The sequence below is a fragment of the Enterococcus sp. E5-37 genome, from assembly GCF_035726925.1.
Taxonomy (GTDB): Bacteria; Bacillota; Bacilli; order Lactobacillales; family Enterococcaceae; genus Enterococcus_B; species Enterococcus_B faecium.
Genome location: NZ_JAPMLG010000005.1, coordinates 61,054 through 73,774 on the forward strand (window position 1 = coordinate 61,054; position 12,721 = coordinate 73,774).

The following is a 12,721-nucleotide window of genomic DNA, read 5'->3' on the forward strand; positions in this document are numbered from 1 at the left end:
ATTAACTAAAAATTTGGATAATGGGTTCGAGGAGGCACTTGCCGATGGAAGATGCAATAAAACAAGGTCAGCTTTTTTTATCAGAATTAACAGCTGAAGAACGTTCCTGTCTATATAATGATTTGCTGTCGATCAAAGACGTTTATTTATGCAATAAAGATACTAGTTTTTATACATTCCGAAAAATCCGCCGAGCAACCAAGCGCTGTGCTGAATGCCGTAAAAGGACTTTTAGTTATCGGACAGAACACAAAGGCGAACTTTTAATCAGTCAGATACACGAGCAGAAACGTTTCAAAAATCATTATCGTATCCAGATCTTATTCAATGGGCAAGAGATGGAATACGCTTTTCTCGAAAACTTGCTGCAACATCTCCATAACGAGCATTTTAGTTATAATAGTCACGCCATTTATGCTTGACTCCTACATTTTGTATAGATAAAGGTACGATAAAGCAGTAGTATGTCGCTTTTAAAGTCAGGTTCCTATCATTGATAAGAAAACATAATAAACTAAAAGAAGCAGAACCGCTAACGGATCTGCTTCTTTTTTGGTTATTTTTGCTATTCTATTTTAATTGAATTTTGCAACTCACTCTTCTTTATTCCAAACCTACTCGTTTGAATATCACGTCAACGTTTTTCAAATGATGATGATAATCAAAGGCATCGTCTATTTCTTCTTTAGATAATACCGATGTGATGGTTGGATCTTCTTCTAACAGCGGGCGGAACTGCACTTGGTTATCCCAAGCGTACGCAGTTTTTGGCTGAACAAGATCATAAGCTTCTTCTCTTGTCATTCCCTTATCGATCAATTTCAGCATAACGCGCTGGCTATAAATCAAACCAAATGTTGCAGACATATTCCGCTTCATGTTTTCAGGAAAGACCGTTAGATTTTTAACGATATTGCCAAAACGATTTAACATGTAATTCAATAAAATCGTGGTATCAGGCAAGATGATTCGTTCTGCTGAAGAATGAGAAATATCTCTTTCATGCCATAATGTGACATTTTCATAGGCAGTGACCATGTGTCCGCGCACCACTCTGGCTAGACCAGCCATATTTTCTGAACCGATCGGATTCCTTTTGTGCGGCATAGCAGAAGAACCTTTTTGACCTTTCGCAAAAAATTCTTCTACTTCACGTGTTTCGGATTTTTGCAATCCGCGTATCTCTGTTGCAAAACGTTCAATACTTGTAGCAATAAGCGCCATCGCTGAGAAATATTCAGCATGTAGATCCCGAGGGAGAACTTGAGTAGAGATTTCTTGCGGACGGATCCCCAATTGTTTACATACATACTCTTCAATAAATGGCGGGATATTTGCGAACGTCCCCACTGCTCCTGAGATTTTTCCTGCTTCTACTCCTTTTGCCGCATGTTCAAATCGTTCGATGTTCCGTTTCATTTCTGAATACCATGTGGCAAGTTTCAATCCAAAAGTAGTTGGTTCAGCATGGACACCGTGTGTCCGACCCATCATCACTGTATATTTGTGTTCTTTTGCTTTTTCGCCAATGATTTCTGTAAAACGTTTCAAGTCTTCCCGTAAAATATCATTTGCTTGCTTGATGAGATAGCCATAAGCAGTATCTACGACATCCGTACTTGTTAGACCATAATGGACCCATTTTCTTTCTTCTCCCAATGTTTCAGAAACCGCTCGTGTAAACGCAACGACATCATGGCGTGTTGATTTTTCGATTTCCAAGATCCGATCGATATCAAATGATGCATGCTCACGGATTTTTTTCACATCTTCTTGCGGGATTTCACCAAGTTCTGCCCAAGCTTCATCTGCTAAAATCTCGACTTCAAGCCACGCACGGTATTTGTTCTCTTCCGTCCAGATATTCCCCATTTCAGGGCGTGTATAACGTTCTAACATGTTTTTTCTCCTCTAATCCCAAATATTCGTTTGTTTGATTTCTTCCAGCGTTTGCTGGATGTCTTCTGTCAAGATAGTGATATGTCCCATCTTGCGACCTTTTTTCGCTTGTTTTTTTCCATAGAAATGGAATTGCCAGTCTGGCTTATTCTCGATCAAGCGATAGCTTTCCAGCAGTTGTTCTCCCAAAACATTGACCATCACTGCATTGCTTGTCAGACGCACTTTTTCTCCTAATGGCCATCCGCAAATACCTCGAATATGGGCATCGAACTGACTCATAGAACAAGCTTCGATAGAATAATGTCCAGAATTGTGAGGACGAGGAGCTAATTCATTCACATATAGCCCGCCTGTTTTTGTTAAAAACATTTCTACCCCTAAAACACCTGAAAGGCTCACTGCTTCTGCAATCACACGGGCAATACGCTCAGCCTCTTCAATCACATCCTGATCAATCGCGGCTGGAGCAATCGTTTCATGAAGAATATTGTTGTGGTGGATGTTTTCCACGACCGGAAAAGTCGTGAAATCTCCTTGACCATTTCCTGCCACCATGATCGAAATCTCTTTTTCAAACGGGATCCATGCTTCTAAAACACAGGTTCCTTCTCTTAAAAGGTCCATGGCAGGAGCTAGATCCGCCCGACTTTTCAAAACATACTGCCCCTTGCCATCATAGCCGCCTCGAGTGGTTTTCAAAACACAAGGATAGCCGATCCCGTCAATCGCATCTTGGATATCCGTCGGACTGACGATCGTTGCATAAGGAGCAATCACGATGTTGTTCGTTTCCAAAAAAGATTTTTCTAACAGGCGGTCTTGCGTAATCGCAAGCAAGTCTGTCCCTTGAGGAATAAATGACATGGGTAAAATCGCATTTAACGCCTCTACACTGACATTTTCGAATTCATAGGTAATGACATCTGTTCTTCTGGCAAGCTCTTTCAGCGCAAAGGTGTCATCATAGACACTTTCAATGTGCCAATCTGCAACTTGTGCGGCTGGACAATCGCTCACAGGATCCAGCACACCTACTTTAAAGCCCATTTCTTTTGCACTAATCGCCATCATACGACCTAATTGACCGCCACCGACGATCCCGATCGTTGAACCAGGCAACAAAGGTTTAACCAAGTTGATCACTACTTTCTATAACAGTTTTAGCCAACATTGAACGTCTTTCAGCCAATTTAGCCTCCAATTCTAAATCATACATGGAAAGCATCTGTATCGCAAGTAGTCCAGCATTAATTGCTCCCGCTTTTCCGATTGCTGTAGTAGCTACAGGTACTCCTCCAGGCATTTGGACAATCGAAAGAAGCGAATCCAAACCATTTAATGTTCGTGATTGGACCGGTACACCGATAACCGGCAAAGTTGTTTTTGATGCGACCATACCCGGCAGATGCGCGGCTCCCCCTGCCCCTGCAATAATGATCTTGATTCCTTTCTTTCGAGCGTTTTGTGCATATTCAAACATCAAATCTGGGGTTCGATGAGCAGAAACGACCTTTTTTTCATAAGACACACCGAATTCATCCAATATTTGACATGCTTCTTTCATTGTTTCCCAATCTGAAGTACTCCCCATAATCACAAAGATTTTTGCTGTCATTGTTTTTCCTCCCAGTTTTTCTACATTCATATTTTAACAATCACTTTTTTTGATGTCAAAGAAATTTCGAATGTTAACAAAGAAAAACATTTTATTGTTCGTGTTTATTAAAGATGAAAAAAAGGAATGTGACAAAAGTTAGGTCACATTCCTTTTTATGGATAAACGGTGTTCTCCTGCCAACTCCTCGGTCACAAGTCACAATATTCAACAAACATGAGAAGCTGTTTTTTGAAATTGTTCCTTGTGACTCGGAGATGAACGGCAGGCTCACGACCTCTTCCTTCAACGGTGTTCAATCAGCTGCCCCTCGGTATTAGCTCAAACAAACGGCAAAATACGAGGAACTATTTTTCCGTTTGTTTCTCTAATAATCAGGTAAAAACGCTGATTTCACAACCTTTCTTTTGCTCTATTACTTCTTGAAGGCTTCTTCCAATATTTCTTCATCTTTTTTCAATCCATTAAAGATCAAATTTAATATGATAGCCGTAATGCTACTCATTACGATGCCATTTCCAGTAAACATTTGCAATGTTTGCGGCATTTGACTGAATAATGTCGGCGTAACATTGAAACCTAGCCCAAATCCAACAGAAACAGCAACGATCAATAGATTTTTATCATTGCTGAAATCAACTTCCAACAGCATACGGATTCCTTGGACTGCCACCATCCCGAACATGACTAACATTCCTCCACCAAGTACCGGCTCAGGGATGATTTGTGCTAACGCACCGATTTTAGGGAATAAACCTAAAACAATCAAGAAGAATGCAGAGAAATAGATGGGTTTTCTTGTTTTGATTCCCGAAAGTTGAACCAATCCGACATTTTGAGAAAAGCCAGTATAAGGGAATGTATTGAAAATACCGCCTAAGATAACGGCAAGTCCTTCTGCACGATATCCCTTTTTCAATTCTTCTTCTCCAACATTTTTCCCAGTAATGTCACCAAGTGCAAAATATACACCTGTTGATTCTACCATGCTGACCATGGAAATGATGATCATTAGTAAAATCGACCATACGTCGAAAGTTGGTTTACCAAAATAAAAGGGTTGTGGAACATGGAACAACGGCGCATCTCCAATCGCGCTCAGATCAATCATTCCCATGAAAGCAGCTAAGATGCTTCCTCCGACTAAACCAATCAGTACCGCGATTGAACGAATGAACCCTTTTGCCAGCATTTGCACGCCTACAATTAGGAGAATCGTCACAAATGCAAGTAGCAGATTTGTTTTGTCACCAAAATCAGCTGCTGTTGCATTACCTCCACCCATTTTCTCGATTGCTACAGGAATCAAAGTCAAACCAATAACGGTGATAACCGTTCCTGTTACTATAGGAGGGAATAGTTTTTTAATTTTAGAAAAGACACCAGAAACTAACACAACAAAGATCCCAGAAGCGATAATAGATCCGTAGATAGCTCCTACTCCTTCATTGGTTCCGATCAAGATCAGTGGAGCTACTGCTTGTATCGCACATCCTAAAACGACAGGCAAGCCAATTCCGAAAAATCGGTTAACTGTCAATTGCAATAATGTCGCTAATCCACACATAAAGATATCAATTGAAATCAAATAAGTCATCTGTTCTTGATTAAAGCCTAGTCCTGTACCGATCAAAAGAGGCACCGCTACTGCTCCTGCATACATCGCTAGCAGATGCTGCAGCCCTAAAACCGCAGCTTTTCCATTTTGTGTTTCTTTTTCCACGATTATGCGTCCTCCTCAAGAAACTCAACTTGTCCATTCGTCAAGGAAGCAATACGCGCAAGAGAAACGACTCTCAATCCCATTTCTTCAAGTAACTGACGTCCATCTTGGAAAGACTTTTCGATGACGATCCCGATTCCTTCTACTTGAGCTCCAGCTTGCTGGCATAATTCGATCAATCCTTTTGCCGCTTGTCCGTTTGCCAAGAAATCGTCGATAATCAATACTTTGTCTTCTGAAGATAAGAATTTACGAGAAATAGAAATCGTACTTGTCACTTGTTTCGTAAAAGAATAAACAGAAGCTGTCAATAATTCTTCATCCATCGTCAAACTTTTTGCTTTTCTAGCGAAGATCATTGGGACATCTAATTCTTTTGCAGCAAATAAAGCTGGTGCGATCCCAGAAGCTTCAATGGTCACAACTTTCGTGATTCCTTGTTCTTTAAATACTTCTGCAAACCGTTTTCCCATTTGTTCCATCAATACAGGGTCTACTTGGTGAGTGACGAAGCTGTCGACTTTTAATACGCCCTCGCCTAATATACGTCCGTCTTTTTGAATACGTTCAACTAATTCTTTCACTTTATTTGCTCCTTTATCATTTATTAATACCGAAATAACCGCTTTTGTGCAAAAACCTACTATGTTTCTGTTAAAGAAAAACACCCTCCACTTTATCATAAGAAAAGAAGGGTGAAATAGCCAATCTTTTACTTATAGTCCAGCATTTACGGTACTGGCTAGAAACTGTCATCCATATTATGACGATATATAAGTAGGTATGTAAAACTAATAATAGTGTAAATTCATTTTCTTGCAACTGTTTTGCACGTGAAGGCAGTTTGCCATATTTGAATAAAAAATGTTGTTTCAAATATTGAAAACAGTCTAACACTACTTTCTGAAACTGACAACGTGGTTTACTTATTTTTTTGTAAAATCTAATGATTTTTAATGCATTATTCCTTTTTGTTCGGGTTTAAATAGTTATTTTTATTTTCTCCTATCTAAAAAAGCAGCCCACATAAAAAGAAGGCATGACAAAATGCATGTCATAGCCCCTTTTTCCGAATAAATAGTGTTCAAAAGACAGCCTATCGGCAATAAGGCAAGATTTTATAAACTACGGGAAGTAATTTCCGTAAATCTATTCTTATTCTTTTAAGCTGACAAGCTCGTCAATCACTACTGCTTTTCCTGAAGCAATAGAATGATTTGCTGCGATTCCTGTCAAAATCGACAAAATACCATCTACGTGAGTTGCTGCCCGATTCCACGAATCTTCTTTTTCTTCACCAAATAGATCATCTAATAAACGCGGATCTCCTCCGCCATGTCCGCCCGCTTCTTGTTCGACGATTACCTCATATGGCTCACCGAACATCGGATAGACATGGATGGACTGAAGAACAGCTGCTCCTTCATCCTTTTTATCTCCACCTGCATTGATGTAAGACTTTTCGATCACTTTCATTTCGATCCGTCCTTTGCTGCCATTGAAAGAAACATTGAATCCTTCCCACGGCATATACGCATTTAGCGAATACGTCAAAATCGCACCAGTTTCATATTTGACCGTTACGCCTAGTGTATCTTCAATAGAGATATCATCGGAAAATACACTGCGGTCACGAATATATCCACTGTCTTTTTCTGCTTCTAAATACATTTCTCGCAATTCCTCATTGGCTGACAGGTCTATAGCAAATGGATCAGCTTTAGCTAGTTCGCTTCCATAGCATCGACTGTAAAATGTTTCTACTCCGCGTTTCTCCGCATTATGCATCCCATAAAAGTTTAATCCACCGAATGCAAATACCTTTTTGGGACGGCTGTTCAACCAAAAATTCACTAGATCAAAATGATGGGTAGATTTATGAACAAGAAGCCCGCCGCTATTGTGCTTATTTCGATGCCATCTTCTGAAATAATCTGCCCCGTGTTGCGTATTTAACAGCCATTCGAAGTGGATAGAAAACACATCACCAATCACATCACTTTCTATCAGTTCCTTTATCTTCGTGTGATACGGTGCATAACGATAATTGAAAGTGACTCGCAGGCTTCTCCCCGTCTGTTTTTGGACCGTTATTATTTCTTGAGCTTTTTCCTCATCGATAGTCAGAGGTTTTTCGCAAATAACATCATATCCTTTTTTCATTGCACGAATGATATAATCATGATGCGTTCGATCTACTGACGTAATAATGACTTCAGCCGGCCGTACGTCATCCAGTAGTTGCTCAAATTGTGATGGCATACATGTCTTTACTTTTTTCTGTCCATACTTGTTCACAAGTATCCGATTTGCATAATCCATCCTTGTTTGAGATACATCACAAAAACCGACTAGTTCACAAGTTTGATGATACGTAGAGGCAATTGCCTCATAAAAAAAACGCGCTCTCCCACCAAGTCCGACTTGTACATATTTTTTCTTCATTTAAAGTCATTCTCCTTTTCTTTTAAGCAAAATACTGTGACAAATGGCAACCCTGGATACAGTAATGCAGTGAGTAAAAAATCATGCTGTATACACCAGAACAGTCCATACAAAAGGCATAAATACCACAGAAACCCTTTGACGTTTTTTGACAACAGCCAGATATTCCTTTTGATCAAATAACCAAGACTATCTGCTTTATCTTCTTTGCAGATATCAATTAGCGTACTAAAAAAACTATGGGATACAAAAAGCAACAGACACAATAGAAAAGGAATCAGATACCAAGCTCCAATCTTTCCCACTAATAAATACCAATCAACTGCAAAAATAATGACAAACAGCTGAAACAACGTAATGATGAAACACATCCGTTTGATTTTTTCTTTCCTCCAACATACCTTTTTTTCTGCCAAGTAATGGACAGATAGATAATAAGAAGGATACATCATCAAAAAATAAATCAGATAGACAACACGAGCAGACAGCACTAATCCTAAAGTGAACAAACATCCTAGGACTAAAGCGAAAAGAGCATTACTGATAAGACTGGTTAAAAAAATCCGACAGAAATAGTAGTTGAGCTTGTAAAGAAACATCTCTTCTATTGGCTTTTTCATATTCAGCCCTTCAGACCGCTTGTACTGATTCCTTGGACGAGATATTTATTGAAGAATAAGAAAATCAGAAAAACCGGTAGCAGAGACAGCGTAGACATCGCAAACATACTGGCGTAAGTCGTGCTAGATCCAGCGTCTGCAAATAATTTGATGGCAATCGATACCGTGTAAGATCTCGGCTTGTTTAAATAAATCAATGGTCCCATGAAGTCGTCCCATTTCCAATAAAACTGGATGATGATCGTCGTGATGATCGAAGGTTTCAGCAAAGGAAAAATAATTTTGGTAAAGACACTATACTTGCTGCATCCGTCAATAATCGCTGATTCATCTAACTCTTTGGGGATGCTGACCATGAATTGCATGATCTGGTAAATGAAAAATGCTTGTCCAAAAAAATGTGGTAAAATCAGCGGCACATACGTCCCAACCAAATTCAGCCGATTGTAAATAATAAACTGCGGAATCAAAATCACTTGTGCAGGAATCATCATCGTTACTAACATGACGACGAACCAGAATCTTTTTCCTTTGAAATCGATTCTCGATAATGCGTAAGCAATACAAGTCGAGCTCAGAACTGTCCCCATCGTCGAAACTGCAGAGATGACAAACGAATTCCTAAAGAAAGTAAAAAATGAAATTCCAGCAAACCCTGCCCATCCTTTTGCGTAATTTTCCCATTGAAAAGTCTCTGGAATCAAATTCAGCGAACCACTCAGGATCTCTTGATCCGTTTTAAAAGAACCTGCGATCATCCATAAGACCGGATAAATCATGACTAGACCTAATAGCAAAATAAAACCGTATTGAAACCATTTCGTTACTGTTTTATTCATTTCTTCCTCCTCTCATTCACACAACGACCCATTTTTTTGATGATTTGAAAATCAGAAAGGTGACAGCTCCCATAATCAACAGCATGATCCACGAAATAGCACTAGCATACCCCATAGAATTAAAAGAAAAAGCTTGGTTATACACATAAAGAGCATAAAAGTTCGTGGCATCATTCGGACCACCTTGGGTAATGATAAATGCCTGCGTAAAAGTCATAAACGCCGCGATTGTCTGCATGACCAAGTTATACAAAATGATCGGTGAAAGAAGAGGTAACGTGATCTTGTAAAACGTCTGCCATTTGTTCGCTCCATCGATCTCTGCCGCTTCATAATACGAGCCTGGGATCTCTTTGATACCTGCAGCAAAGATGATCATTGCCGAACCGAATTGCCAAGCAGACATCAAAACAAGAGGGATCATGACCAGTTTTTGATCGCTAAACCAGGAAAGCGCAGGTGCGCCTAATCGTTCCAGAAAAATATTCACTAACCCGTTTTTAGAAAACAACTCCCGCCAAACTAGAGCGATAGAAATGCTGCCACCAATCAAACTAAGCACATAATACAAAGAACGAAAGAAAGTCGTTCCTTTGATATTCCTCGTTAAAAGATAAGCAATCAATAGACCAAAGATCAGTTTCACAGGTACAGATGCAAATACATAGAGAAAAGTGACTCGGATGGAGTTCAAAAAACGGGCATCACTCAGCATCTTTATATAATTATCCAAGCCGATCCATGAGACTGGATTTCCCAAACGATAATCGGTGAACGAATAATAAAGTGACAAGATCATCGGTATCACTGTTATCAATAGAAATCCTAGGATGAAGGGAGAAGCAAATACGTAACCAACCACATTGTCTTGATCCAAGAACCGTTTTAGTTTTTCTTTTTTCATGCCTTCCTCCTGCTGCTATCCTAGAATGTTTGACGCAAACTCATAAAGACTCTCTGCTGCTTCTTCTGCTGTTACTTCTTCATAAATGACTTTTTCAACTAAAAGATTGTATTGGTCTTGAATTTCCGGATTCAAAGCACTATCAAAGACATTCACTTTACCGTTATCCATATCGGAAATCATTTCTAAATAGTCAAATGTCGCTTGCAAAGTTGCATCATCTGTACGAGCGAGCTGTTCTCGAATATTCGACATGATTGGTACACCACGTTCTCCTTTTAAAATTTCATTGGCTTCTTCACTGTTTTGAAAGAAATCAATAAACTTAGCAGCTTCTTCTTTATGTGCTGAGCTTTTTGCCATACTCAGCATTTGCGAAGAACGCAAAGGGATACCAGATTCTCCATCTGCTTTTCTGCGAGGTGGATTAATCAACTGGATCTCCATATCTTCAGGAGCCCCTGACAATATTTCTGTCAACTGGTTACTTGATAGAAACACCATTGCCGCTTCTCTATCCCTAACCGCCTGAAAAGACAGATCCGTCGTACTTGCAGCTCCACCACCTGGTTCCGGATGGGCCCCTTTGTCTACCAGATTTTTACGCAGCTGGAAAAAATCTGTTAGATAGTCTGGATTTTCAAATCCCAAGCTGTTAGATAGATCTTCCCGATTATAAAAATTCAATCCTTTCTCAACTTGTGGTATTTGAATAATACAGCCAGCTATAAAATCTTCGAATCTTGAAATAGCATAGATTCCTAATTCTTCAGTGATTTGATAGCTGATTTGTTCAAATTCATCCCATGTCCAATTTGAAGCAGGTTCAGGGATATTTAATTGTTCAAATATATTTTTATTGTAAGCAATCGCAAACGAATTCACCCCGTTAGACAGTCCAACTAATTGCCCGTCGTAAGTCGTCGTTGCTAAATAGGATTCATCTGCATTAGAAATATCAATTATCCCTTGCTCCACATATTCATCTAATGGTTCAATCTGATTGATGTATTGAGGAAATTGATTGTTCAGTTGGAAAATGTCCCAGATATCATCTGATGCTGCTAGTGTACCTAATTTTGTGTAATATCCTTCATAATCATAAAATTCATAATCGATCGTCACATGGGGATTTTTTTCTTCATAAAGCTCGATTACTTTTACTGTTGCATCGTGTCGGACTTGCGAACCCCACCAAGCCATGTTCAGCGTGATTTTTTTGTCATCTTCTTGCCCACAAGCCGTCAAGAAGAATAACATAACACTTAAAGCTAAGATGATTCTCATTCTTTTCTTCATTCTCTGCACCTCTACTTCCATTGTTATTTTTCAATATACTGTATTTTTATACAGAACATATTTATTAAACGATCTTTTTTAAGGGGAATAAAAACCAAGACTTGCCTTATCGTTCTGCCTAGGATGAACAACTCAATACTTTCAAGGAAAATTAGATCGTGCTGATTCTTCTTTCATCGCTAAAAACACTTCTTGCTTCAAGGATGGGAGGATAATTACGCAAAGAAAAAAGGATATCAGACAACTGTCCAATATCCTTGACATAGCTAAATAAGCATGCTTCTTCGTGTACGCTCTTCCCTAAAAAACAGAAAAATAACTAGTAATTCTTTATGAAATTAGGTACAATATACACGTCGATGCACAAGCATTGACTATGGCAACTTGATTGGTCAGTTCCCGCTGACTTTTCAAGCCCCGACAATTTAGCTGCTACTAAATTGTCGGGTGCCTTTTTTAGTTTTTATTCGTTTTTCATTCTATAGAAAGCGCTTCAATAAATCAAGACATTTTTTTGTTAGAATGCTAATAATAACAAAAGGTTTTGACTCTTCTTATGTACATTACAGATAAAAAAACAAAAAAATTTCTCTTTTTTTGAATTCTGAACAAATAGTACTGGAGTACAAAAGACGAGGAAGAGCCACTATCTGCTCTTCCTCGTCTTTTGATTCTCACCTGTTATTCATGATTCTTTTTCTCAGTTTCCCGATATTTTTCCATTTTACGACTAAAAAGCTCTCCGCTACTTGGTGGCGTATATGTGATGGCATTTGCTCCTGCTTGAATGGTCTCAGCAATACTTTCTTCCGTTGGACCACCTGTCGCAATGATAGGAAGTTCAGGATATTTTTTACGAAAATGGCGTACTGCTTCTGCAGTTTCTTTACCTGCACTGATATTGATAATCGAAATACCAGCTGCTAACTTTTCATCTATTTCTGTATATTTCGACGTTACCGTACTGATAACTGGAATATCAACTACTCGACAAACTTCTTTTACTGTCTCTAAAGGCGTAGGACCGTTCAAAACGACCCCTAACGAACCTTGCGCTTCTGCGAACATGCTCATGTAGGAAGAACGAGTACCTTGTGTCAAACCACCACCTACACCGGAGAAAACTGGAATGTCAGCTGCCTCAATAATGCTTTTAGTAATCGCTGGATGAGGTGTAAAAGGATACACAGCAATTACTGCATTCGCATTTGTATTACGTATGATCGCAATATCCGTAGTAAAGATGATCGAACGGATCAATTTTCCAAATATCTTGATCCCGCTTGCTTCTAAAATGATTTCCGGTACTCTTACGATATCTTTTCTCAATTCCGTCATGATTTCTGGCGTAAATTGTTCTGCCATCAGCCACTT

Annotated in this window: 12 protein-coding genes and 1 riboswitch; of the genes, 1 reads left to right on the top strand and 11 read right to left on the bottom strand. The window is 39.2% G+C overall.

All coding sequences use genetic code 11. The annotated features are described in order from the left end of the window. Positions 1–44 precede the first annotated feature (44 nt). Positions 45–422, top strand: coding sequence for a hypothetical protein (locus OS138_RS05525; protein ID WP_002318414.1), 378 nt, complete (start codon positions 45–47; stop codon positions 420–422). Positions 423–603: 181 nt separating this feature from the next. Here the strand turns inward: OS138_RS05525 and purB are convergent, their stop codons facing one another. From purB to OS138_RS05580, 11 genes are all read right to left on the bottom strand, one after another. Then, a complete protein-coding gene (purB, locus tag OS138_RS05530; RefSeq protein WP_002306865.1) occupies positions 604–1,899 on the bottom strand; it encodes an adenylosuccinate lyase in 1,296 nt (431 codons plus the stop codon). 12 nt (positions 1,900–1,911) lie between these two features. Continuing rightward, positions 1,912–3,036, bottom strand: coding sequence for a 5-(carboxyamino)imidazole ribonucleotide synthase (gene purK, locus OS138_RS05535; protein WP_002306867.1), 1,125 nt, complete (start codon positions 3,034–3,036; stop codon positions 1,912–1,914). Beyond that, the gene (gene purE, locus OS138_RS05540; protein WP_325069794.1) at positions 3,029–3,517 is read right to left on the bottom strand and encodes a 5-(carboxyamino)imidazole ribonucleotide mutase; all 489 of its coding nucleotides are present in this window, start codon (positions 3,515–3,517) and stop codon (positions 3,029–3,031) included. The genes purK and purE overlap by 8 nt, the downstream gene beginning before the upstream one ends. Positions 3,518–3,932: 415 nt before the next feature. Next, positions 3,933–5,240, bottom strand: a complete 1,308-nt coding sequence (locus OS138_RS05545; RefSeq protein WP_002295470.1) for a nucleobase:cation symporter-2 family protein — start codon at positions 5,238–5,240, stop codon at positions 3,933–3,935. 2 nt (positions 5,241–5,242) lie between these two features. Continuing rightward, positions 5,243–5,824 (bottom strand): xanthine phosphoribosyltransferase, encoded by a 582-nt coding sequence (locus OS138_RS05550; RefSeq protein ID WP_002306871.1) that lies wholly within the window; start codon positions 5,822–5,824, stop codon positions 5,243–5,245. 115 nt (positions 5,825–5,939) lie between these two features. Further along, positions 5,940–6,037, bottom strand: a riboswitch (purine riboswitch). Between the two features lie 358 nt (positions 6,038–6,395). Beyond that, complete coding sequence (locus OS138_RS05555) at positions 6,396–7,685, bottom strand: Gfo/Idh/MocA family protein (RefSeq protein ID WP_087625736.1); 1,290 nt, start codon at positions 7,683–7,685, stop codon at positions 6,396–6,398. Further along, complete coding sequence (locus OS138_RS05560; RefSeq protein ID WP_325069795.1) at positions 7,682–8,305, bottom strand: hypothetical protein; 624 nt, start codon at positions 8,303–8,305, stop codon at positions 7,682–7,684. The genes OS138_RS05555 and OS138_RS05560 overlap by 4 nt, the downstream gene beginning before the upstream one ends. Positions 8,306–8,307: 2 nt before the next feature. Continuing rightward, positions 8,308–9,144, bottom strand: a complete 837-nt coding sequence (locus OS138_RS05565; RefSeq protein WP_325069797.1) for a carbohydrate ABC transporter permease — start codon at positions 9,142–9,144, stop codon at positions 8,308–8,310. Between the two features lie 16 nt (positions 9,145–9,160). Continuing rightward, entirely contained in the window at positions 9,161–10,048 is an 888-nt protein-coding gene (locus tag OS138_RS05570) for a carbohydrate ABC transporter permease (RefSeq protein WP_325069799.1), read from the bottom strand. Positions 10,049–10,063: 15 nt separating this feature from the next. After that, complete coding sequence (locus OS138_RS05575; protein WP_248269482.1) at positions 10,064–11,347, bottom strand: ABC transporter substrate-binding protein; 1,284 nt, start codon at positions 11,345–11,347, stop codon at positions 10,064–10,066. A gap of 681 nt (positions 11,348–12,028) precedes the next feature. Beyond that, entirely contained in the window at positions 12,029–12,712 is a 684-nt protein-coding gene (locus OS138_RS05580; protein ID WP_002298744.1) for a hydrolase, read from the bottom strand. Positions 12,713–12,721 lie beyond the last annotated feature (9 nt).

Bases quoted from the DNA above. Each gene is read 5' to 3' on its own strand.
- OS138_RS05525 (WP_002318414.1), top strand. From the start codon at position 45: ATGGAAGATGCAATAAAACAAGGTCAGCTTTTTTTATCAGAATTAACA.
- OS138_RS05580 (WP_002298744.1), bottom strand. From the start codon at position 12,712: ATGGCAGAACAATTTACGCCAGAAATCATGACGGAATTGAGAAAAGAT.
- OS138_RS05555 (WP_087625736.1), bottom strand. From the start codon at position 7,685: ATGAAGAAAAAATATGTACAAGTCGGACTTGGTGGGAGAGCGCGTTTT.
- OS138_RS05565 (WP_325069797.1), bottom strand. From the start codon at position 9,144: ATGAATAAAACAGTAACGAAATGGTTTCAATACGGTTTTATTTTGCTA.
- OS138_RS05575 (WP_248269482.1), bottom strand. From the start codon at position 11,347: ATGAAGAAAAGAATGAGAATCATCTTAGCTTTAAGTGTTATGTTATTC.
- OS138_RS05560 (WP_325069795.1), bottom strand. From the start codon at position 8,305: ATGAAAAAGCCAATAGAAGAGATGTTTCTTTACAAGCTCAACTACTAT.
- OS138_RS05570 (WP_325069799.1), bottom strand. From the start codon at position 10,048: ATGAAAAAAGAAAAACTAAAACGGTTCTTGGATCAAGACAATGTGGTT.
- purB (WP_002306865.1), bottom strand. From the start codon at position 1,899: ATGTTAGAACGTTATACACGCCCTGAAATGGGGAATATCTGGACGGAA.
- purE (WP_325069794.1), bottom strand. From the start codon at position 3,517: ATGACAGCAAAAATCTTTGTGATTATGGGGAGTACTTCAGATTGGGAA.